This window comes from Streptomyces sp. NBC_00859 (genome assembly GCF_045161865.1).
Lineage (GTDB): Bacteria > Actinomycetota > Actinomycetes > Streptomycetales > Streptomycetaceae > Streptomyces.
The window spans coordinates 2,603,055-2,625,883 of sequence record NZ_CP108826.1 but is presented as its reverse complement, the minus strand read 5'-3'; the positions used below and the strand labels follow the sequence as shown (position 1 = coordinate 2,625,883).

Sequence of the window (22,829 nt, the reverse complement as noted above, 5' to 3'; positions counted from 1 at the left end):
GCTCAGAGCGCCCCCTTGCGGGTCAGGTAGTTGAAGCACAGCCAGCCGGGCAGCACCGGAAGCCAGAACGTCAGCAGGCGGAAGAGCAGCACGGCAGCGGCGGCGGTGCCCGGGTCCACCCGGGCGATGATCAGCGCACCGGTCAGCGCGGTCTCGACGGCCCCGACGCCGCCTGGGGTCGGCACGGCGGAGCCCACCGCGTTCGCGGTCAGGAAGACCACAGCGATGCTCGCGTAACTTATGGTCGAGCCGCCGCCGAAGGCCCGGATCGAGGCGTCGAGGCACATCACGAACGTGCCGGTCAGCAGCAGCATCCCGCCGATACCGGTGAGCAGCTTGCGGGGCTGCTGGAGCACGTCGAGCATGCGCGGCACCACACCGGCGAACAGCGAACGCACCCGCGTGACGACGAACTTCCGCAGGAACGGCACGGCCGTCACGACCAGGGCGAGTACCGCGGCCGTCAGCAGCCCGGCGATCACCGTGCGGGACGGTGTCAGCGACGGGGTCTGCTCGGTGCCCGTCACATACCCGAAGACCATCAGCAGCAGGATGTGGCTGGCGAGCCCGAAGAGCTGCGACGCGCCGACGCTGGCCACAGCCAGCCCCGGGCGTACGCCCGCGCGCTGCAGGAACCGGGTGTTGAGCGCCACCCCGCCGACCGCCGCGGGCGCCACCAGCTTCACGAAGGACCCGGCGACCTGCGCGGACACCGCCCGCAGGAACGGCACCTTCTCGGGCACGAAGCCGAGCAGGCTCATCGCCGCCGCCACGTAGCTCACCGCGGAGAAGAGCACGGCGATGGCGACCCAACCCCAGCGCGTGGTGGTGATGAGCTGGTGGTACGGGATGTTCGCGAGCTGCGAGAGCAGGAAGTACGCGGCGATGGACCCGGCGATGACCGTGAAGAGGGTGCGCAGCTTGACGCGTTCCAGCCGGACCGGTTCGGCGTGCGCCTGGGGCCGGATCAGCAGCACCTGGTGGCGGATCTGCGACAGCAGGTCCTCCTCGCGCGCGCCGTCCAGCGCGTCGTCGATGGCCTCCTTCTCGGCCTTCTTCTCGGCACGTGCGGCCTTGCGGCTGTCGTCCGGTGCGGCATCGGCCTCGCTCTTCGACCTCTTCGCCGCCTCCGATGCCTCGATCACCGCTTCGCGCTCGCGCTGGGACCGCTCGCGTGCCAGCTGGCGCAGGGTCGCGCGGGTCGACCGGCTCAGCGCCAGCGGCTGGAGCAGCGGCAGGCTGTCGGCGACCTTGTCGGGACCGATGACCGCCACGGCGGAGGCGACGGAGCGCTCAGCCCCGGCCCGCAGTCCCAGCGTCGTGAGCAGCTGCGCGATGTCCATGCGCAGCACGATGTCGCTCGCCGCGATCTCGCCGCCCCGCAGATCGGTGAGGATCACCCGCCCCGACCGGTCGACCAGGATCGCGTCGCCGACGAGTCTGCGGTGCGCGATACGGCGGGACTGCAGCGCCTGCATCTGCCGCCAGGCGCTCCGCATCAGCTCGTCGGTGATCTCCTCGTCGGGCAGCGAGTCGAGGGAGCGGCCGCCGGTGTGCTCGTACACGAGCATCACCGCGTCGGGGCCGAGCTCGGAGGTGGCGATCAGCTTCGGCGCGTTCGCCCCGGCGGCGATGGCCGCGTACGCGAGGAGCGCCTCCTGTTCCAGGGCCTGGCGCAGCGACTGGATGGAGCGGCCGGTGGAGATGGACCGCAGCGTCAGGCGGCGCCACGCGCGGTAGAAGAACCCCTGGGCCTGCTGCTCCCGGTCGACGACGGTGACGTCGAGCGGTGCGCCGTCCTCGAGGGTGACGAAGTAGCGGCGGCCGCGGTCGCCCTGTTCGGCTGAGTCGGGGATGTCCTCGGCACGCATCGCGCTGACCGGGTTGAAACCGACGTGCCGCAGCCCGGCGAGCAGCTGGCGGCCGGTGGGGCGGACGTTGGGGGAGCCGACGGCGTACAGCGTGCCGTAGGCGACGGTCCAGCCCAGCAGGATCGTCACGATGATCGAGAAGGGCGTGGTCTGCCGCCCGACCAGCACGGCGAAGGAGTTGACGAGGAGCACCACCCAGAGCGCCACCCGCCAGCGGGGCCTTCGGGCCATGCCGACGGCCGTCATATAGGCGATGACGGGGGCGAGGTAGCCGTGCACGGGGTCGGTGAGCGTGCCGTCGGTGAGGGACTGGGTGAGTGCCTCGGTGATCGACTTGGGTGCGGCCTTGGCGACCCAGAGATCGGTGGCGAGCGCCGCGCCGTGAGCGAGGACGGCGGCCAGCACACCGTCGGCGATGCGCAGCCCGTCCCGTTTGACCAGCCGCTCGATCGCGAAGGCGACCGGCAGGATCAGTATGGCGATGGACGAGAAGAGCCCGGCGAGCTTGAGGAGCAGGTCGGGTGTCTGGACGGTTCCGTTGTGGATGTCCTCGGCGAGACCCGATGTGGTGCCGTGGGCGAAGGCGGCGACGGCCAGGACCAGCGCGATGGCCAGCACGCCGGTGAGCAGGCGCAGCAGGTCGGACGGGCGGTGCACCCGGGCGGCGAGCAGCGGCTCGTCGCCGGAGACCCGGTCGATGGGCGTCGCCCCCGCGCACTCGGGGTGTGACCCGGTCCGGGATCCGGTGCCCTCGTCGGACCCCTGGCCCTTCCCCGGACCGTCCGACGGCGGGCCGTCCCCGTGCTCCGGGCCCGCCCCCGGCTCGCCGGAAGGTGTTTCGGAGTCGGGGGCGTCCGCCGCCGCCGGTGGCTCCTGCACGCCTGGCCCCTCCGTCGGTTCCTTCTTGTCCGGCTTATCCGTCTTGTCCGGCTCATCTGATCTGTCTGGTATCAATGCGCTGCTCCACCTCGGGATGCCTTCCCCGCGGACGGAGCGGGCGGGCCCGGACCGTCCGGGGTCCGGCCACCGCCCGGACGATGGTGGCATGTCCGGGAGGCGCGGGCGGGCATCAGGGCCCCTTTGGGGAAAACCGGCCGTTGCGCGGGAGGCCCCGCGCATTGTCGGCGCCGTGGTGCAGGATGGACCGGATGAGTGCTGAGCTGCCCGAGTACGCGGAACGGGTACTGGATGTGGCGGAGCTGATCCCGCCCGGCCGCGTCATGACGTACGGAGACATCGCCGAGTGGCTGGGAGAGGGCGGCCCGCGCCAGGTGGGCCGGGTGATGGCTCTCTACGGCGGTGCTGCCCCCTGGTGGCGGGTGGTGCGCGCGGACGGCGCGCTGCTCGCGGGCCACGAGTTGCGGGCGCTGGAGCGCTACCGCGCGGAGTCCACCCCGCTGCGGGACGCCTCGCGGGCGGCACGCGAATCGGACGGCCATCTGCAGCGCCTGGACATGCGGCGGGCGCGGTGGGACGGCGGCGACGGCTCTCATGTCTGACAGCTTCCGCCATTCGGTGGCCCGGCGGGTGGTCTGAGACCCGTACGGAGTACGCGTGGGGCCCCCGGCCCCTGCCGACCCGGCCATCCGGGCCGACGGCGTAGCGTCGGACCGGCAGCGCGGGCCCGGCCCCGCCTCTCCCGCCCGCACATCCACGCACCCCTTCCAGGACCGGCGATCCACGTGAGCACCTCCACTTCCCACCGGGTACGGCAACGGGCCCCGGGCGCGTACCGACTGGTGCGCACGCCGCCGGGCACGGTAGATCCACCTGTACTGGACGCACGGCAGCATGCGGTGGTTGACCACCGCGCCGGGCCGCTGCTGGTGCTGGCCGGCCCCGGGACCGGCAAATCCACCACGCTGGTCGAGGCGGTGGCCCGGCGTATCGCCGAAGGCACGGACCCGGAACGGATTCTCGTCCTCACGTTCAGCCGCAGGGCCGCGGTGGAACTGCGCGACCGGATGGCCGTCCGGATCCAGGGCGGCGGTGGCGGGCCGCTCCCCGGTGACGGAACCAGCGGGAGCGGCGGAGCGATGCTCGGCACGTACGGGCCGCAGGCGACCACCTTCCACTCCTTCTGCTACGCCCTGGTCCGCGCCCACCAGGACGCCGATCTCTTCGCCGAGCCGCTGCGGCTGCTGTCCGGGCCGGAACAGGATGTCGCGGTGCGGGAGCTGCTGGCCGGGCAGCTCGACCTGGGCCGGATCCGCTGGCCGGACGAGCTGCGCGCCTGTCTGACCACGCGCGGCTTCGCCGACGAGGTGCGCGCGGTGCTCGCCCGCAGCAGGGAGCTGGGCCTCGGCCCGGACACCCTGGCCGCGTTCGCGGACCGGACGGGCCGCCCCGACTGGCGGGCGGCGGCCGGATTCCTCGCCGAGTACCTGGACGTCCTCGACGCGCAGGGTGTCATCGACTACGCGGAGCTGGTGCACCGGGCGGTGCCACTGGCCGAGCGGGCGGACCTCCGCTACGACGCGGTCTTCGTCGACGAGTACCAGGACACGGACCCGGCTCAGGTCCGGCTGCTGCACGCGCTGGCGGGCGGCGGCCGGACGCTCGTCGCGTTCGGCGACCCCGACCAGTCGATCTACGCGTTCCGCGGTGCCGATGTGAACGGCATCCTGGACTTCCCCGACGCGTTCGCCCGCAGGGACGGCCACCCGGCCCCCGTCGAGGTGCTGACCACCTCACGCCGCTCCGCCACCGGCCTGCTGACGGCGACCCGGCTGCTCACCCGGCGCATGCCGCTGCCCAGGCTGCCGGCGGCGAAGGTCCGCGCGCACCGGGAGCTCGCTTCGGTACGGGCCGGGGGCCGCGTCGAGGCGTACACCTACCCGACGGCCGGCACCGAACTCGACAACGTCGCGGACATCCTGCGCCGCGCCCACCTGGAGGAGGGCGTGCCGTGGAACGACATGGCGGTCCTGGTCCGTGCGGGCGGCCGTTCGATCCCGGCGGTGCGCCGTGCGCTGACTTCGGCCGGGGTCCCGCTGGACATCGCGGGCGACGACGTACCGCTGCGCCACGAGCCCGCGGTCACCCCGCTGCTGACGGCGCTGCGGGCGGTGGCGGAGGCAGCGCTGGACGGCGCGGGGGACGGGCCCGGAAGGCCGGCGGCCCGGCTGAGTACCGATACCGCCCTCACTCTCCTCGCCTCGCCGCTGGGCGGCATGGACGCCGCCGATGTGCGCCGGCTGGGCCGCGCCCTGCGCGACGAGGAACGGGCCGGCGGCAACCGGCTGCCGGCACCGTCCGACGAACTCCTGGCCCGTGCGCTCGCCGAGCCCGGACGGCTGATCGCGCACGACCCCGCGTACGCCAGGGGCGCGCAGCAGCTGGGCAAGCTCCTGAGCAGGACCCGCGCGCTCCTGGAGAACGGCGGCACCGCCGAGCAGGCCCTCTGGGAGCTGTGGAGCGGCACCGGCTGGCCCCGGCGTCTGGAGCGCGCCACTCTGCGGGGCGGCGCCGCAGGGCGCAACGCCGACCGAGACCTGGACGCCGTCTGCGCGCTCTTCGATACCGCGGCGCGCGCCGAGGAACGCACCGGCGGGCGCGGCGCGCTGAACTTCCTCGAAGAGGTCGACGCCCAGGACATCGCCGCCGACACCCTGTCGAAGCGCACCGTGCGGCCCGCAGCGGTGCAGCTCATGACCGCGCACCGCGCCAAGGGCCTGGAGTGGGGCCTGGTCGTCGTCGCCGGTGTGCAGGAAGGGCTGTGGCCCGACCTCAGGCGGCGCGGATCGCTCCTCGAGGCGGACCGGATCGGGCGCGACGGGCTGGCCGAACCGCTCAGCCCCGGGGCCCTCCTCGCCGAGGAGCGCAGGCTCTTCTACGTCGCGGCCACCCGCGCCCGCGAGCGTCTCGTCGTGACGGCGGTGAAGGCACCGGCCGACGACGGGGACCAGCCTTCGCGTTTCCTCACCGAGCTCGGGGTGGAGCCCAGGGACGTCACGGGCCGTCCCCGGCGCCCCCTCGCGGTGGCCCCGCTGGTCGCGGAGCTGCGCGCGACCACCGTCGACACCGCGGCATCCCCGGAGCTCCGGGAGGCCGCCGCCCACCGGCTCGCCCGGCTTGCCGCCCTCGCGGACGAGGAGGGCCAGCCGCTGGTACCCGCCGCGCACCCGTACCGCTGGTGGGGGCTGTACGAACCGACGCACTCCGCGGCCCCGGTGCGCGACCCCGCGCAGCCGGTGGCGCTCTCCGGCAGCGCGCTGGACCAGCTCGCCCGTACCTGCTCGCTCCAGTGGTTCCTGGGCCGGGAGGTGAAGGCGGACGCGCCCGCCACCGCCGCCCAGGGGTTCGGCAACGTGGTGCACGTCCTCGCGGACGAGGTGGCGTCCGGGCGGACCCCCGCTGATCTGGCCGTCCTGATGGAGCGCCTCGACTCGGTCTGGGGCTCGCTCGCCTTCGACGCCCCGTGGAAGTCCGGCCAGGAGAAGGAGAACGCGCGCGCCGCACTGGAGAGGTTCCTGCGCTGGCACGTCATGGACCGGGCCGGCCGCGCCCCGGCCGCCACCGAGCACGGCTTCGACGTCACCCTGGAGGCCGGTGAGTTCCAGGTCCGGATCCGCGGCTCCATGGACCGCGTCGAGCGGGACGCGGAAGGCCGTGCGTACGTCGTCGACTTCAAGACCGGGAAGCAGGCGCCCACGAAGGACGAGGTGGACCGGCACCCGCAGCTCGCGGTGTACCAGCTCGCGGTGCGCGAGGGCGCGGTGGACGACGTCTTCGGCGGGCTGCGCCCGGAACCGGGCGGCGCGGAACTCGTCCAGCTGCGGCAGGCCGCCACCAGGAAGGAGGGCGGCGACGCGCTGCCCAAGGTCCAGTCGCAGGAACCGCTCGCGGGGGAGTGGGTCGGGGACCTGCTGGCCACCGCAGCCGGAAAAGTGCTGGACGAGCGCTTCACCCCGACGACGGGCAGCCACTGCACGCACTGCGCGTTCCGCGCGTCCTGCAGCGCCCTGCCCGAGGGCCGCCACATCGTCGAGTGACGGCCGCACTGCCCGCTCCCCGGCTGAATGTCACAGGGCGCCGTTAGCCTTTCCGATGTGACCCCACGCATCACTGACCCCGAGCAGCTCAAGGAGCTCCTCGGCATCCCCTTCACCCCGGAGCAGATGGCCTGCGTCACCGCGCCGCCCGCCCCGCAGGTCATCGTGGCCGGAGCCGGTTCGGGGAAGACCACGGTGATGGCCGCGCGGGTGGTGTGGCTGGTGGGGACGGGACAGGTCGCGCCCGAGCAGGTGCTGGGTCTGACCTTCACCAACAAGGCGGCGGGCGAGCTGGCCGAGCGGGTCCGCAAGGCGCTGGTGCGTGCCGGGGTGACCGACCCGGACGCCATCGGCCCGCCCGGCGGGGGCCACCCCCCGGACCCGATGCCGAGCGCCGACCCGTACTACTCACCCGGTGAGCCGCGCATCTCGACCTACCACGCCTTCGCCGGGCAGCTGCTGACCGACCACGGGCTGCGCATAGGGCTGGAGCCGGCCTCCCGGCTCCTCGCCGACGCCACCCGCCACCAGCTGGCCGCGCGGGTACTGAAAGAAGCACCAGGGCCCTATCCGGCGCTGACGAAGTCCTTCTCCTCGCTGGTCAGCGACCTGCTGGCGCTGGACGGGGAGCTGGCCGAGCATCTGGTGACCCCGGAGGACCTGCGCGCGTACGACTCCGGGCTGCTGGGCACTCTGGAGGGCGTGCGGCTGTCCAACGCCGAGCTGCGCAAGGTCCCCGAGACCGCTGTGGCGCGCCGTGAACTGCTCGACCTGGTGGGCCGCTACCGCGAGGCCAAGCGCAGCCGTGATCTGCTCGACTTCGGCGACCAGATCGCGCTCTCCGCCGAACTGGCGCTGAGGGCCGAGGTGGGCGTCCTGCTGCGGGACGAGTTCCGGGTGGTCCTCCTCGACGAGTACCAGGACACGTCAGTCGCCCAGCGGCTGCTGCTCTCCGGGCTCTTCGGGGGCGGCAGCGGCCACGCGGTGACCGCCGTGGGCGACCCCTGCCAGGCGATCTACGGCTGGCGCGGCGCGTCCGTCGCCAACCTGGACGACTTCCCCGAGCACTTCCCGTACGCCGACGGGCGCCCCGCGACCCGCTTCTCGCTGAGCGAGAACCGCCGCAGCGGCGGGCGTCTCCTCGACCTGGCCAACGGTCTGGCGGAGCCGCTGCGCGCGATGCACGCCGGTGTCGAGGCGCTGCGGCCCGCGCCGGGCGCCGAGCGGGACGGCATGGTGCGGTGCGCCCTGCTCCGTACCCACGACGAGGAGATCGGCTGGCTCGCCGACTCGATCGCGCACCTGGTGCGCACGGGCAAGGAACCGGCCGAGATCGCGGTGCTCTGCCGCACCGCGGGCGACTTCGCGGAGATCCAGGGCGCACTGGTGGCCCGCGACGTGCCGGTCGAGGTGGTCGGTCTCTCGGGGCTGCTGCACCTGCCCGAGGTCGCCGATCTGGTCGCGGTCTGCGAGGTGCTCCAGGACCCGGGGGCCAACGCATCGCTGGTCCGGCTGCTGACGGGCCCGCGCTGGCGGATCGGCCCGCGTGACCTGGCGTTGCTGGGGCGCCGGGCGCGCCTCCTCGTGCAGCACGACAGGGCGGCGGGCGACGGGGGCGCCGACCCGGACCAGCGGCTCGCCGAGTCCGTCGAGGGGGTCGACCCGGCCGAGGTGGTGTCGCTCGCGGACGCGCTGGACACGTTCCTGGCCACCGGGTCCGCCGATGCCCGCTCCCCGGACGGAGCGGGCGGCGGCCGGGCGGACGACGGGCTTCCGTTCTCCGCCGACGCCCGCGTGCGGTTCGCCCGGCTCGCAGCCGAACTGCGTGATCTGCGCCGCTCGCTGGCCGACCCCCTCATGGACGTGCTGCACCGGGTGCTCGCCACGACGGGCCTCGAGGTGGAACTCTCGGCCTCACCGCACGCCCTGGCCGCCCGCAGGCGCGAGACCCTCTCCAACTTCCTCGACACGGCGGCCGGCTTCGCCTCGCTGGACGGCGAGTCGAGCCTGCTGGCCTTCCTGGCCTTTCTGCGGACGGCGGCCCAGTACGAGAAGGGTCTGGACAACGCGCTGCCCGGCGGTGAGAACACCGTGAAGGTCCTGACCGCGCACAAGTCCAAGGGCCTGGAATGGGATGTGGTCGCCGTCCCCGGCCTGGTGGCCAGGCAGTTCCCGAGCGAGCAGTCCCGCGAGTCGTGGACGGCGCAGCCGAAGGTGCTGCCGCACGCGCTGCGCGGCGACGCGGCGACGCTCCCCGGGGTCACGGCGTGGGACGCGAAGGGACTCGCCGGATTCAAGGCGGCGATGAAGTCCCACCAGCACACCGAGGAACTCCGCCTCGGCTACGTCACCTTCACCCGGCCCCGCTCACTGCTGCTCGGCTCCGCCCACTGGTGGGGCCCGAGCCAGAAGCGCCCGCGCGGTCCGTCGGACTTCCTGCTGGCGCTGCAGGAACACTGCGCCGCGGGGTACGGCGAGACGGAGGTCTGGGCGGACTCCCCGGAGGAGGACGAGGAGAACCCCGCCCTGCGGGAGGCGGCGGCGGACCACGCCTGGCCGCTGCCCCTGGACGAGACGTCCCTGACCCGCCGCAGGGCGGCGGCCGAGCTGGTCCTGCACGAACTGAACCAGCTCACCGCGGCCCCGGCCCCGCTCGACGGCTCCGCCCCGTACGACGGCTCCGCCCCGCACGACAAGCCCGGCCCGCCCGACGCGGCCCCGCCCGGCGCCCCCGCCACGGCACCCGTGCCGCACGCCCGAGCCCCGCTCACCCCCGAGGACGCCCGCACCATCACCTCCTGGGACCGTGACCTGGAGGCCCTCACGGCCGAGCTGCTCCGCGCCCGGAGCACCGTGCGCGACGTCCCGGTGCCGCTCACCCTCACCGCCACTCAGCTGCTGCGCCTCGCAGAGGACCCCGACGGGTTCGCGCGCGAGCTCGCCCGCCCCATGCCCCGCCCGCCGCAGCCCGCAGCCCGCCGGGGCACCCGCTTCCACGCCTGGGTCGAGTCGCGCTTCGAGGAACTGCCGCTGCCCATGCTCGGCCCCGACGAACTGCCGGGCGGTGACGACGACGAACCGGAGATCGCCGACGAGCGCGATCTGGCCGAACTGAAGGCGGCCTTCGAGCGCACCCCGTACGCCGGGCGGACACCCCACCGGGTCGAGGCCCCGTTCACCCTCACCCTCGCCGGGCGGGTGATCCGCGGCCGGATGGACGCCGTCTACCGCACCTCCCGTGACACGTACGACATCGTCGACTGGAAGACCCACCGCGCCCACACCGCGGACCCGCTCCAGCTCGCCGTCTACCGGCTCGCCTGGGCCGAGCAGTACCACATCCCGCTCACCTCGGTCACGGCCGCGTTCCTCTACGTACGGACCGGGGAAGTGGTCAGGCCCACACGGCTGCCGGGCCGGGCCGGTCTCGAACGGATCCTGCTGGGAGATCCACCGGATGATCCACCTCCTCCGGCCGGTTAGGCTCGACTGCATGAGCGACACCCCGGACAGCGCTGTCCGCACGTACATAGACCGGCACCGCGGGCCTTTCCTCGAAGACCTGGCCGACTGGCTGCGCATCCCCTCCGTCTCCGCGCAGCCGGATCACGCAGCCGACGTACGCCGCAGCGCCGACTGGCTGGCCGCCACCCTCAGGCAGACCGGCTTCCCGGTCACCGAGATCCTCGATACACCCGGTGCCCCTGCGGTCTTCGCGGAGTGGCCGTCCGGCGACCCCGAGGCGCCGACCGTGCTCGTCTACGGTCACCACGACGTCCAGCCCGCGGCGGTCGAGGACGGCTGGCACACCGACCCCTTCGAGCCGGTCGTCAGGGACGGCCGGATGTACGGCAGGGGCGCCGCCGACGACAAGGGCCAGGTGTTCTTCCACACACTCGGTGTCCGTGCCCACCTCGCCGCCACCGGCCGGACCGCGCCCGCGGTCAACCTCAAGCTCCTCGTCGAGGGCGAGGAGGAGTCCGGTTCCCCGCACTTCAGGGCCCTCGCCGAGCAGCACGCCGAGCGCTTCGCCGCCGACGTCGTGATCGTCTCCGACACCGGTATGTGGTCCGAGACGACACCGACCGTCTGTACCGGCATGCGCGGTCTCGCCGAGTGCGAGGTCACCTTCGAAGGCCCCGACCAGGACATCCACTCGGGCTCGTTCGGCGGCGCCGTCCCGAACCCGGCCACGGCGGCCGCCCGGCTGGTCGCCGCGCTGCACGACGCCGACGGGCGCGTCACGGTCCCCGGCTTCTACGACGGTGTCGCGGAGCTCACGGACGCCGAGCGGGAGCTCTTCTCCGAGCTGCCCTTCGACGAGGACGAATGGCTGCGTACGGCGAAGTCACGTGCGGCAGCCGGTGAGCGGGGCCACACCACGCTGGAGCGCATCTGGGCCCGCCCGACCGCCGAGGTCAACGGCATCGGCGGCGGCTACCAGGGCGTGGGCGGCAAGACGGTCGTCCCGTCGTCGGCCATGGTGAAACTGTCGTTCCGTCTGGTCGCGGGCCAGGACCCGGTGCGGATCGAGAAGCTGGTCACCGAGTGGGCGGCCGGCCGGGCGCAGCCCGGAATCCGCCAGAAGATCACTTTCAGCGCCGGTACCCGCCCCTGCCTGACCCCGCTCGACCACCCGGCTCTCCAGTCGGTCGTACGGGCCATGGGCCGGGCGTTCGGCGAGAAGATCCGGTTCACCCGGGAGGGCGGCTCGGGGCCCGCCGCCGACCTCCAGGACGTCCTCGGCGCGCCGGTGCTCTTCCTGGGGATCTCCGTACCGTCCGACGGCTGGCACGCGCCGAACGAGAAGGTCGAACTCGACCTGCTGTTCAAGGGTGTTGAGACCACCGCCCACCTCTGGGGCGACCTGGCCGCCGCCCTGCGGCGAGACCGCTGAACAGAACGACGCCGAGCCGAACCACCCAGTCCATGAGGGGGAGTTGGAAGCACCTGTGAGCAACTTCAGCAATGCCACCGAAGACCATGCCGCCGAAGGCCGGCCCACCGGGGCCCGCGCCCCGGAGGATCCGCACCGGCCGATCGGCCTGACGGCCCCGAACGGCATCGACAGGGCCGCGCACCACCGCCTCGACGAGGCGTGGCTCGCGGCGGCCTGGAGCCACCCGACGACGCGGGTGTTCGTGGTCTCCGGCGGTCAGGCGCTGATCGACGAGACGCCCGACGGCCGGACGGAGCTGCTCAAGACCCCGTCCTTCGAGGCGCCCCTCACCGAGGAGCACCGCTACTTCCTCGGCACGGACACGGACGGAGTGCGGTACTTCGCGCTCCAGAAGGATTCCCTGCCGGGCCGGATGGACCAGTCGGCCCGTCCGGCCGGTCTGCGTGAGGCGGGGCTGCTGCTCTCGCCGCTCGACGCCGGACTTCTGGTCCACGCGGTCGCGCTGGAGAACTGGCAGCGGCTGCACCGCTTCTGTTCCCGCTGCGGAGAGCGCACCGTCATCGCCGCCGCCGGGCACATCCGGCGCTGCCAGGCGTGCGGGGCCGAGCACTACCCGCGCACCGACCCGGCCGTGATCATGCTCGTCACGGACGAGCACGACAGGGCGCTGCTCGGCCGGCAGGTGCACTGGCCCGAGGGGCGGTTCTCCACGCTTGCCGGTTTCGTCGAGCCCGGCGAGTCCATCGAGGCCGCCGTGGCACGGGAAGTGTTCGAGGAGGCGGGCGTCACGGTCGGTACGGTGCAGTACGTGGCCAGCCAGCCGTGGCCCTTCCCGTCCAGTCTGATGCTCGGCTTCATGGCGCAGGCCACGTCGTCCGAGATCACCGTGGACGGCGAGGAGATCAGCGAGGCCCGCTGGTTCTCGCGGGAGGACCTGCGGGCCGCCATCGAGTCCGGCGAGGTGCTGCCCCCGGCAGGTATCTCGATCGCGGCCCGTCTGGTGGAGCTCTGGTACGGCAAGCCGCTGCCGAAGCCACTGCCCTGACGGGGACGGCTCTCCCGGCAGGAACGTGTGACAGGACGCGTGCCAGGAACACCCGGCAGGAACACCGGACCGGGGCACCTCACCGCACACCGGCCGGCATGGCCGGAGCGCGGAGGAGGGCCGTCGCCCGCAGGAGCGCCGACCGGACGGGCCCGTTTCAGCGGGCGGCCGGCGGCGCTTCCGGGCTGCGCCGGCCGCGGCGCCCCCGGACGGGCGCCGGGGCCCAGCCGGGGCCCGGACGGTCGGCGAGCCGCTCGGTGAAGCCGAACGCCGCACGGACACCCGTGAAGGCGGCGAGCAGCGCCAGGCACCAGGACAGCGGGTCGGGACCCAGCCCGCGTTCGGCGGCGAGGAGAGCCAGCAGCGTCAACGCCGCCATGGCCAGCGTGTACCCGTGGACATCGGGACGGTAGAGGGAGACGCGCGGGGACCGGCGCACCCGGCGGGGTGCTGTGCGGGAGGAGCAACGCCCCGATCTGTAGGCGATTTCGGCGGCTCCACGCTCCGTGGAACCCCAGACCACACAGCCGTCGTCGGTGACCAGAGCGGCACATACCTGGCTCACCGTGTGCACCCAGGTCGGCTTGGGCTCGGCCCAGCACAGCCATGCCTCACGGCCCTGCTGGACACCGGCCGACTCCAGGTCGAGCCACGGGAACTGCGGGCTCTCCTCGTTCGGAGTCCGCAGCGCGATCGTCATCCCGTCGCCCGACAGCATCAGCCTGCGCGACGCGACGCAGCTCCCGCTGCCTTCGCCGGCCCACACGGCGGGCCCCACCGTGACCCGGCACGCCGTGACGCTCCCGACGGCGGCATCCCGGCGCAGCTCGGCGGGCCCGGCCGGGCCTCCCGCGCCGGTCAGGCCGGCGAGCCAGAACTTGAGCAGGAACAGCGAGACCAGTACGGCCAGCCCGGTGAGCGCCGGCACGGCAGGTGCCAGCGGACCGGCGTGGGCGCCGATCGTGCGGACCACGGCGAGCGGGAGCACGGCCATCAGCAGCGAGGGCAGAAGGGTCGCCCGTGTGGTCCGGCGCCGGGGGCGGGGAAACTTCTTCCCGTCCCGCATGCGGGGTCCGTCGCAGTCGCGCCCCGTACCCCCCTCGGCCAGTGGCGCGTGCCGTCCCACAGTGGCGTTTCTTGTTCGAATTGACCGCATTTTACGTTGAATTCAGTGTTTCAGGGAGTGCGGTGCCGAAGGCCGGCGGTACGTACGACGACGGGACGGCCCTCAGCGGCTCACCGGGATCCACCCCGGAGTGTCGTCCGTGTTGCGGGGCTGGAGTTCCACCTTGATGTGGTGGGTGTTGTCGCGCGTCACGGACCGGCTGCCGCCCACGGTGACCACGCCGATCCGCAGCTTCCCCTCGCCGTCGACCTCCCGGCTGACCTGCACCGCGATCTCCAGGGTCACCTTCTCCACGCTGAGGCGCAGCGCGCTGTCCCCGATGCGGCGCTGTGCCTCGGCCAGTTCGGTCCGGACCTGGCTGATCAGCTCCGCCAGTCCCGTCACCGGTGCGGCCACTGCCCCGTCGTTCATCGCTCCCCCTAGGTGCTGCCTCGACGGGCCCTGGTGCAGCCCGGGTCCCATTGTCGCGCCTTGCGCCTACTCTGGGGAAGCATGGAGGGGGAGCCGTTATGGCTCAACATGCTTATGGATCAACAGAGTTGGCGGCTGCGCCTGCATGCGGAGCTGCCTGGGGGCGAGCCGGGGGACGTGCTCGGCGCCGGAGTCCTGTTCGGCCGGGATCTGGTGCTGACCTGTGCTCATGTGGTTCCGGGGCCCACCGAGCCGGTGCGGGTCGAATTCCCGGTGCTGGCCGGGGAACCGAAGGGCGTCTCACGCTCGGCGAGGGTCATCGACGGTCACTGGGTGAAGCGCTACGGCCGTGACGAGGGCGATCTCGCGCTGCTGCGGCTCACCGAGCCTGCCCCGGTGACCTCCACGGCGGTACTCCACCGCGACCCGGCCCCGTACGACACCCGCGTGATGGTGGACGGCTTCCCCCGGCACCGCTCCGGCGGCCTCTGGGTGGACGCGTTACTGAAGGGGCCCGGGGGTCATGGCGACGAGTGGGTGCAGATCAACCCGCTCGACTTCCACGACCCCGATCCCCGCGGCTTCAGCGGGGCCGGGGTCACCGAGGCCGGGAGCGGCCGGCTGCTCGGGATCATGGTGGCGGTGTACGACATGTCCGCCGACCGGAGCCAGTTCTTCCACTTCTATATGATCCCGGCCGCGACCATCGCCGGCCATCTCCCGATCGTGGCGGAACACCATATGACGGGCCCCCCGGTCATTCCCCCACAGCTGTCGGTGGCCCCGGGGCGCCAGCGGACCGGACGCCCACTGGGCCTCCAGTCGACGCTGACCCGCTGGCTCAACGGTGACGACGGCAGCTGGGACATCGAGACCGTCCACCTGCGCGAGGACGACGAGGAGGCCGATGTCGCTCTCCGTACGACCCTGGGGCTGGCCGACCGTGAGCGTTCACCCGGGCTCTCGGCCACCGGGAGCAGCCGGCCGGGCGGCCCAGCGGTGCCGCACCGCGGCAGTATCAGCCTCGCGGTCGCCGCGGCCGGCCGCTCCCGGGAACAGCTCGCGCAGGACCTGGAGCCTCAGCCGCCGAGGCAGTTGACCTCCGTCGTGGTCTCCCTGCCCGACCGGGCGGCAGCTGACCCCGCGGAGACTGCCGCGCTGCTGCGCCGACTGGCGGACCGCGGGGCCAGACTCCTCCTCGTACTGCACGGCCCCGCTCCCGTACTCACCGGTGAGCTGCTGCCTGCCGACCGCGCCGCGCAGTGGCTGGAGCGGCTGACCGGGCACGCGGACCGGCTCTCCGGCGCCGAACGCGCGATCAGGGAGCTCGTGCGGAGGCTGGAGCCGCGCGTGAGCGGACTGCCCGGACCGCCCGGACGCCGCGGCCCGGAGGCCCAGCTGTGGACCGCGCAGCTCGCCGCCGAACTGGAACGGACGCGGGAGCACACGCCGGGGGAGCCGTACCCGGCGGAGCGCCGGGGGTCCGGGGAGGGCGCGCCGTACGGGGAGGCCCGCGGAAGCGGGGGAGGGGCCGGGCGGGACGGAGCCGCGCCCCGGGGGAGCTGGACCGCCGCGGCCGGCCTTCTGCAGATGCTGTCGTACGCCGAACAGTCCGTCCTGGGCTCGCTGTTGCGGGCCGAGGACATCGAACAGCGGCTGCGCGCCGCCCTCGACCGGATGCTGAACCTGCGCGGTCTGCTCGCCGCCGAGCAGGCCCGGCTCGCCGACCACCGGCGCGCCGAGGACCCCGTGGCCGCCGGCCAGTACCGGAAGGCGCAACTGCTGCTGACGGAGGGGCCGAACAGCCTCGATGACATGGAGCGCGCGGTCGGGGCGTTCGTGACGACCGTGCACGCCCGGCTGGACAGCGGACCCGGCACCGGAGAAGACCGTCCGGAGCGGGACGGTGAGGGGTCCGAGGCAGCCCCAGCCACCGGAGAGGGAGGGAACCCGTGACCCCGTGCCCCCACCCCGGCTGCGGAAGCCGGGTCACCCCCGCGGGCTTCTGCCAGCGCAGCGGCCGGCGCGTCGACTCCGCGACCCGCCGCCACGCGGGGGCCGCCCGGCCCGCCGGCCCGCAGCCCCGGGCGGGCCACCACGACGGCGGGCCGGCCGCCGCCACGGTGCTGCTCCCGCCCCCGGAGAGGGAACACGACCCGCTGGTTCTCCCCGAGGTGCGGCCCGCGACACCGGTGGCAGGACCGTACGACGCCGGCCTCCGGCGGAGCCTCGGCCTGGGGCCCGACCGGATGCTCGCAGGGCAGTACCGGCTGATCAGGAGCATCGGGTACGGAGGCATGGGCGAGGTGCACCTCGCCGAGGACACCCGGCTCGAGAACCGCCCGGTGGCAGTCAAGTTCCTGCACCAGCCCGACGGGGACCCGGACAGCGTGCGCCGCGAGGACATCCGGCTCAACGAGAAGGCGATGCGCAGTGAACGCCAGGAGCTCGTCGCACTCAACCACCCCGATCTCATCCGGGTGTTCAACTACGGCAGCCACGACCCCGCAGGCGAGTTCCTGGTGCTCGAATACGCGAACGGGCTGAGCCTGGAAGAAGTCAGGGCCCGCGTCGTCAACGACCCCGGAGCTTTCGGCGGAGTGCGCTTCCACGAGTTCGTACTCGGCTACGGCATCCGCATCCTGCACGCGCTCAGCTACCTCCACCAGCAGAAGGGGAAGGTGTACGGCGACCTCAAGCCGCACAACGTCATGCACTGCGGCACCGAGATAAAGATCGTCGACGTGGGGAGCGTGCGCCAGGAGCGGGCCGAAGGTCCGGTGACCGCCGGATACTTCGCGCCCGGTGTCGGTCCCAGGGGAGAGACCCGCTTCCAGGACGACCTCTTCAGTCTCGGCGTGACCCTGCGCGAACTCAGCGCCGCGGCCCCGCCCGCGCAGGGGCTGGGCCCCGAGTCCCTGCGCAGGGCGCTGGACCGGGCCACCCACGCGGACCGCAGGGCCAGATTCGCCACCGCCGACGAGATGGCCCTCCAGCTCCGCGGAGTGCTGCGCGAACTGCGCTCCCTGCGAACCGCCCAGGAGTCCTTCGAACCGTCACCCGTCTTCGTCCAGTCCGCCCACGCCCTCGACGGGGCGATCGGCTCACCGCCGCCGCTCAGCCACTGGGCGAGCGGTGCCGCGCCCGCCGTGCCGCTCGGGCCGGTCCCCCCGGAACCGGGGGAGATGGCCTGCGGACTGCCCGTACCGAAGCCCGACCCGGACGACCGGAACGCGCCCCGCCTCGACCGGCTCGCCGAGGACGACGCGACCGCGCTGCTCCAGCGCACCAGCGGATGGGAGCCATCGGCCGAACTCCATCTGCTGCGCTGCCGCCTGTACATGGCGCTCGCGGTCACCGGCAGCGACACCCGGCCACTGCGGTGGGCGTACGCCGAGGTCAGCAGGGCCCGGCGCGCCATCGCCCCCGGCTGGGCGCCGTACGACTGGCGGATCGACTGGCATCTGGGACTCCTGGCACTCGCGGCCGGCGACACCGACCGCGCGGCACTTCGGTTCGAGGCCATCTACGACGCCATCCCCGGCGAGTACGCGCCCAAGATCGCACTCGGCTACTGCGCGGAGCGGCGCCGGCAGTGGCCGCAGGCCTTGCGGTTCTACGACGCGGTCCGCCGGCGCAACCACTCCCTCGGCGGTGCGGCCTTCGGCTGCGCGCGGGTGCTCCTGGCCGAGGCGGCGCCCCGCACGGATGCCGCCGGGAGCACCGCCGCCGCGGGAGAGCACGGCGCGCAGGGGGCACCGGACGCGACCGGCGGCCCGGCCGACCGCGCCGCAGGACTGGCCGGCGCGCTGGCCGCACTGGAACTCGTCCCGGCGCACTCGCGCCATCTGACGGCGGCCCGTACCGCCATCGTCCGGATCAGGGCCGCACGGGCACGGAACTCGCCCCCCGACGACGATGCGCTCAAGGACGCCCTGCACCGCCTGGGGCCTCTCTTCCACGAGCACGGCCTGACCGACCCCCGTGCCCGCCGCCGGCTGGAGACGGAGCTCTGGGAGACGGTCATCGAACGTGTCCCGCACCTGTCGCTGGCCGAGTTCACCGCGGGGCTCGACAGCCGGCTCACCGCGCCGCAGAGCCCGCAGGAACTGGCCGAAATGCTCTCCCTGCTCTACCGGGGCCTCGCCGACCAGGCCAGACGCTCCGACCTGCCGGACAGCACCGAGATCGCGGAAGCGCTCATCGACCGGGCCAACAGCGTCCGCCCGCTGGGCTTCCGCCACGACAGGAGGCACCCATGGCTGCGGAAGGCATACCGGCAGCGCATCCGGGACCGGCTGAGCCCACGGTCCTCCTCGAAGTGAGCCAGGTCCCCGAACTGCCGGTGCCCGACGCGGGGAACGGGGCGCGGATGTACGCCGTCGTCACCGTGACCGTGCGGCGTCCCGCGGGTCCGGACGCCCGGCGTGCCGCGGAGCCGGGCCGGGGGCCGGGCCACGCCGTGGTGTTCCTCATCGACCACTCGTCGTCGATGGTGAACCCGCCCGCCCGGATGACCGCCGCCAGGAACGCGGCAGCCGCCGCCGTGCAAGCCGTGCCCGACGGGACGTACTTCGCGGTCGTCGCGGGCCGCGACCGGCCCGACACCGTCTACCCGAAGCAGCGGCCCGGCGCGCCCCGCACCCTCGCTGTCGCCGACGACGCCACCCGGCAGGAGGCGCAGGACACCCTGCGCGCCTGCCATCCCGGCGGCGGCACCGCCATCGGCAGCTGGCTGGGCCGGGCCCGGGAACTCTTCGCCGGGCTCCCCGGCGGCGGCGCCGGCTTCGTACGGCACGCGCTGCTGCTCACCGACGGCCGGAACGAACCGGGGTACGAGTCCCGCGAGGAGCTGACCGACCGCATAGCGGACTGCACCGGGCAGTTCACCTGCGACGCGATCGGCATCGGCGACGGATGGGACACCGGCGAACTGCTCCTGATCACCACCGGCCTCAACGGCACGGCGCACGCCTTCGAGGAGACCGGCCTGCTCCCCGCCAGACTGCACGACCTGACCAGACGAGCGGCAGCACGTGACCTCACCGGGCTGCGGCTGCGCCTCTACCGCAGTGACAACGCCGAACTTCGGTCCTTCGGACAAGTGCACCCGACACGGCGGACGCTGCGACCGGTGGAGGAGACGGAGTACCTGCGGGAGTTCGCGACCGAACCCTGGGGCGACGAGACCCGCTCTTACCTCCTCTCGCTCACCGCCCGCCACACCGCTGGGGCCGGGGGCGCGGAACTGATGCTGACCGAGGTGGAGCTGGTCCGTGAGACCGGCGCCGGACCGCCGGTGGAACTGCCGCCGTCGCAGCCCGTCGTGGTCCGCTGGTCCGGCGACCACGGGCTGTACAGCCGGGTGCACCCCGAGGTCGGGCACTTCCTGCACCAGGAGGACCTGGTCCGGTGTTTCGAGGAGGGCTGCGCGGCGCTGCGGGCCAGGGACCCCGAGACCGCACGCCGGGCCCTCGGCAGGGCGTGGCGGCTCGCGGTGGAGGTCGGCGACGGCGCCATGCGGGAGCACCTGGAGAAACTGGTCGCACCCGGTCCGGACGGTGAGGTGCAACTCCACCCCCGCATCAGACGGTTCGACATCGAGAACGCCCGGATCCGCACCAGCTACACGAAGAGCCCCCGATGAGCGGCACGAACCGGGTGTCCACACTGCTCGGCGCGCTCCGCCGCGTGCTGTGCCTGGCTCCGGTGCCGGCCGGCCGGAGCCCCGCCTTCCTCCGCGACCGGCTGCTCGCCCTGCCACTGCTCACGGTGATCGCGTTCGGATCGCTGGCCCTGGCGTACGGCGACGTGCACGACGACTCGTCCCGCATCGCCCACCGCACCGGCCCGGCCCTGGTGGAACTGACCCGGGCCGAAATCGCCCTGGACCAGGCACAGAAGGAAGCCGAGTCGGTCCTCGGGGGACCGGAACTCATCGGCCTGGGCCAGACCTACCCGACCCTGATCACCAGGGCCACCCAGAACCTCAACGAGGCGGCCCAGTCGCCGGCGCTCAGCGCCTCCCAGCGCCAGGGCCTGCAGGTGGTGTCCGGTCTCGTCGTCGACTACAACGGCTACATCGGCACCGCCGACCGCAACAGGGACGACCCCACCCTCAAGCGCGCCTACCTCTCCTACGCGCTCAGCATGCTCTGCGAGACGACGGACAGCGGGGGCAGCGCGGGCAAGGGGGCGGGCAGTGGGGGCGGCGCGGGCACCCCGGCGCGGTGCGCCGACCGTGCCGTACGCGGCTACGAGGCGACCACCATCCAGGACCGCATCGGCTCGCTGGAGCGGAGTCTGCGCACGGATCTGGACGACGAGGCGGGGTGGGGCACCGGCCCCGCGGTCCTCGCCGCCGTCGCCTGCGCCGCGTACGCCCTGCTCGCGGTCGGACTGGTCCGCACCCTGGTCTTCCTGAAGGAGCGCTTCCGGCTGCTGAGCCTGCCGTTGGCGGCGACCGCGCTGCCGCTGCTCGCCGTGCCGGTGCTGGTGCTGGGAACGCTGCAGGTACAGCACGCGCAGGGGGCCGTGCGCCGGATCGCCGACGGGGATCTGGCCCGGATCTCCTCCACCTCACCAGCGGTACAGCCGGCCCGGACCAGCGGCGCGGCGCCCGTGCCGGGCTCGGTCGACGCGTCGCAGCAGCGGATCGACGGCGCAATGCGGCGGGCGCACAGCGCGGGCTGGGCCTCGGTGACGGGGTACATCCTGCCCGTCGGCCTTGTCGGCGCGGCGGTCACCGGCTGGGCGCTCCTCGCCTACCGGCGCGACTACGTACGGGTACCGGCGAGGGAGGCCTTCCAGTGATTCGCCGCCCAGTGGCCCGCCCCGGACTCGTCCGGCCGGGCACCGGCCTGCGTCTGCTGCTGGCCGGCACGCTCATCGCGCTCGCCGCCGCGCTGAGCGGCGGCTGCTCCGGCGGAGGGAAACAGACGGTCGTCGTCCTCGGGCCGTGGACGGGGAACGAAGCGGCGGCGTTCACCAGGACACTGGACCTGCTCGACAACGGCACCCCGTACACCTACAGCTACCAGGGCACCAGCTCGCTGCGGGAGACCCTGGTCGCGCAGCTGGAGGCGGGCGCGCCGCCCGACGTGGCGATTCTCAACAGCCAGGGCGAGCTCCTGGAGTACGCGCGTGAGGGCGCGCTGACCCCGCTCAGCAACGGCCTGGCGAGCAAGGCGTATCCGCCGTGGGCCCCCGAGCTGGTCGTCAACGGCAGCAGGCACAGCTACTGGGTCCCGCTGAAGGTCGACATCAAGAGCCTGGTGTGGACCCGGACGTCGCAGCCGGTCCGGCCGCACAGCTGGTGCCTCGGCATGAGCGCACAGGCCACGACGGGCTGGCCGGGCACCGACTGGATCGAGGACATCCTGCTGCACAGGTCGGGCCCCGACGCGTACGAGAAGTGGGCCACCGGAGCCCTGCCGTGGACCAGCCCCGAAGTGCGGGACGCATGGAGCACGTGGGCCTCACTGATGGCGGGACAGAACACCAGGAACGCGCTCGACATCCCGTACACCGGGCGGGGAGGCAAGGGGCTGCTCAACTCGGGTACCTGCACGGAGGAGCACGCGGGGACCTTCATCCGCTACCTCTACGGCCCGGACGTGACGTTCGAGCCGTCGGCCGGAACGATCCCGGGGCTGGGCGCCCACAAGGACGCGTACGAGGTGTCGGCCGACATGGCCGCGGTGTTCCGCGACAGCCCGGCGGCGATGAAACTGCTCAGCCGGCTGGCCGGACCCGAGGGGCGCAGGATCTGGATGGCGCAGGCCGAACAGCAGCTGAAACCGCACTTCCCGAGCGCGGCGGACCCGCAGCCCACGGACCCGCTCGGCCGTAAGGCCGCGACGCTCCTCACCGGGGGTACGAGCGAGGCGCCGACGCACGAACTGTGCTTCGACGCCTCGGACACCATGCCTCCCACGCTGCGCGACGCCTTCCAGCACGCGGTGCTCAAATTCCTCAGCACACCCGACAGCGCCACTCGGGACAAGCTGCTGACGCAGCTGGAGGAGGAACGCCGGAGACTGCCGGGCACCGACCTGCTGCCGGGGGTGTGCGGGAGCCCCGCGCCCTGAGGGCGGGACAGGTCGAACAACAAGAAGGACGACTTCGACCACATCATCATCCTCAAGATCGACCGCATCGAGCGGTCGGTCCGTCGCCTCTCGGACGTCATCGAGTGGGGTGAGGCGAACGGTAAGGGCTTGATCCCCTGCGAGGAGGAGTTCGAGCGGGATCGGGACCCGAAGTCCTGGGAGTCCTGACGGTGAGTGCGGTCCGGAATTCTGGTGGCCGGACGATCGCGGCTGGGTGGTCACCACCGACTATGACCTGCTGTCCACCTGTGTCGGCTGCTCCGGGGAGACCGCCGAGCGGATTCCGCGCGACGACGCCATCGAAGCCCTGCCGGTCACGGCTCAGACCCGTGGCGATTGGTACGCCGAGCGCCCTCGGTGATGCAGAAGGC

14 protein-coding genes are annotated in these 22,829 nt (G+C 73.2%); 11 read left to right on the top strand and 3 right to left on the bottom strand.

Features of this window, described 5'->3' with window-relative positions; all coding sequences use genetic code 11:
• Positions 1-2: 2 nt before the first annotated feature.
• A complete protein-coding gene (locus tag OG584_RS11005) occupies positions 3-2,918 on the bottom strand; it encodes a lysylphosphatidylglycerol synthase domain-containing protein (protein ID WP_405777449.1) in 2,916 nt (971 codons plus the stop codon).
• Between the two features lie 92 nt (positions 2,919-3,010).
• Here OG584_RS11005 and OG584_RS11000 point away from each other — a divergent pair, with 92 nt between their 5' ends.
• From OG584_RS11000 to nudC, 5 genes are all read left to right on the top strand, one after another.
• Positions 3,011-3,370 (top strand): MGMT family protein, encoded by a 360-nt coding sequence (locus OG584_RS11000; RefSeq protein ID WP_405777447.1) that lies wholly within the window; start codon positions 3,011-3,013, stop codon positions 3,368-3,370.
• 240 nt (positions 3,371-3,610) lie between these two features.
• On the top strand, positions 3,611-6,865 hold the full coding sequence (locus tag OG584_RS10995; protein ID WP_405783997.1) for an ATP-dependent helicase: 3,255 nt from the start codon (positions 3,611-3,613) through the stop codon (positions 6,863-6,865).
• Positions 6,866-6,922: 57 nt separating this feature from the next.
• A complete protein-coding gene (locus OG584_RS10990) occupies positions 6,923-10,348 on the top strand; it encodes a UvrD-helicase domain-containing protein (protein ID WP_405777445.1) in 3,426 nt (1,141 codons plus the stop codon).
• A 10-nt stretch (positions 10,349-10,358) separates the two neighbouring features.
• The gene (locus tag OG584_RS10985; RefSeq protein WP_405777443.1) at positions 10,359-11,762 is read left to right on the top strand and encodes a dipeptidase; all 1,404 of its coding nucleotides are present in this window, start codon (positions 10,359-10,361) and stop codon (positions 11,760-11,762) included.
• A gap of 55 nt (positions 11,763-11,817) precedes the next feature.
• Positions 11,818-12,810 carry an NAD(+) diphosphatase gene (gene nudC / locus OG584_RS10980; RefSeq protein WP_405777441.1) on the top strand — a complete coding sequence of 331 codons (993 nt, stop codon included), beginning with the start codon at positions 11,818-11,820 and terminating at the stop codon, positions 12,808-12,810.
• Between the two features lie 157 nt (positions 12,811-12,967).
• On the opposite strand, the gene OG584_RS10975 is transcribed toward nudC, so the two are convergent.
• Positions 12,968-13,876, bottom strand: a complete 909-nt coding sequence (locus tag OG584_RS10975) for a hypothetical protein (RefSeq protein ID WP_405777439.1) — start codon at positions 13,874-13,876, stop codon at positions 12,968-12,970.
• Positions 13,877-14,038: 162 nt separating this feature from the next.
• Positions 14,039-14,347, bottom strand: coding sequence for a trypco2 family protein (locus tag OG584_RS10970; RefSeq protein ID WP_405777438.1), 309 nt, complete (start codon positions 14,345-14,347; stop codon positions 14,039-14,041).
• A 114-nt stretch (positions 14,348-14,461) separates the two neighbouring features.
• Here OG584_RS10970 and OG584_RS10965 point away from each other — a divergent pair, with 114 nt between their 5' ends.
• From OG584_RS10965 to OG584_RS10940, 6 genes are all read left to right on the top strand, one after another.
• Entirely contained in the window at positions 14,462-16,303 is a 1,842-nt protein-coding gene (locus tag OG584_RS10965; protein WP_405777436.1) for a serine protease, read from the top strand.
• On the top strand, positions 16,300-18,672 hold the full coding sequence (locus tag OG584_RS10960; protein ID WP_405777434.1) for a tetratricopeptide repeat protein: 2,373 nt from the start codon (positions 16,300-16,302) through the stop codon (positions 18,670-18,672). The genes OG584_RS10965 and OG584_RS10960 overlap by 4 nt, the downstream gene beginning before the upstream one ends.
• The gene (locus tag OG584_RS10955; protein WP_405777432.1) at positions 18,606-19,994 is read left to right on the top strand and encodes a VWA domain-containing protein; all 1,389 of its coding nucleotides are present in this window, start codon (positions 18,606-18,608) and stop codon (positions 19,992-19,994) included. The genes OG584_RS10960 and OG584_RS10955 overlap by 67 nt, the downstream gene beginning before the upstream one ends.
• A complete protein-coding gene (locus OG584_RS10950; protein ID WP_405777430.1) occupies positions 19,991-21,160 on the top strand; it encodes a hypothetical protein in 1,170 nt (389 codons plus the stop codon). The genes OG584_RS10955 and OG584_RS10950 overlap by 4 nt, the downstream gene beginning before the upstream one ends.
• Positions 21,157-22,437: an extracellular solute-binding protein gene (locus OG584_RS10945; protein WP_405777428.1), complete on the top strand. Its 1,281-nt coding sequence runs from the start codon at positions 21,157-21,159 to the stop codon at positions 22,435-22,437. Before OG584_RS10950 ends, OG584_RS10945 begins: the two co-directional genes overlap by 4 nt.
• A 235-nt stretch (positions 22,438-22,672) precedes the next feature.
• Positions 22,673-22,819, top strand: a complete 147-nt coding sequence (locus OG584_RS10940; protein WP_405777426.1) for a hypothetical protein — start codon at positions 22,673-22,675, stop codon at positions 22,817-22,819.
• Positions 22,820-22,829: the final 10 nt, after the last annotated feature.

Coding starts and splice junctions, on each gene's coding strand:
- OG584_RS11005 (WP_405777449.1), bottom strand. CDS start 2,918: ATGCCACCATCGTCCGGGCGGTGGCCGGACCCCGGACGGTCCGGGCCC.
- OG584_RS11000 (WP_405777447.1), top strand. CDS start 3,011: ATGGACCGGATGAGTGCTGAGCTGCCCGAGTACGCGGAACGGGTACTG.
- OG584_RS10985 (WP_405777443.1), top strand. CDS start 10,359: ATGAGCGACACCCCGGACAGCGCTGTCCGCACGTACATAGACCGGCAC.
- OG584_RS10975 (WP_405777439.1), bottom strand. CDS start 13,876: ATGCGGGACGGGAAGAAGTTTCCCCGCCCCCGGCGCCGGACCACACGG.
- OG584_RS10970 (WP_405777438.1), bottom strand. CDS start 14,347: ATGAACGACGGGGCAGTGGCCGCACCGGTGACGGGACTGGCGGAGCTG.
- OG584_RS10965 (WP_405777436.1), top strand. CDS start 14,462: ATGGATCAACAGAGTTGGCGGCTGCGCCTGCATGCGGAGCTGCCTGGG.
- OG584_RS10955 (WP_405777432.1), top strand. CDS start 18,606: ATGGCTGCGGAAGGCATACCGGCAGCGCATCCGGGACCGGCTGAGCCC.
- OG584_RS10950 (WP_405777430.1), top strand. CDS start 19,991: ATGAGCGGCACGAACCGGGTGTCCACACTGCTCGGCGCGCTCCGCCGC.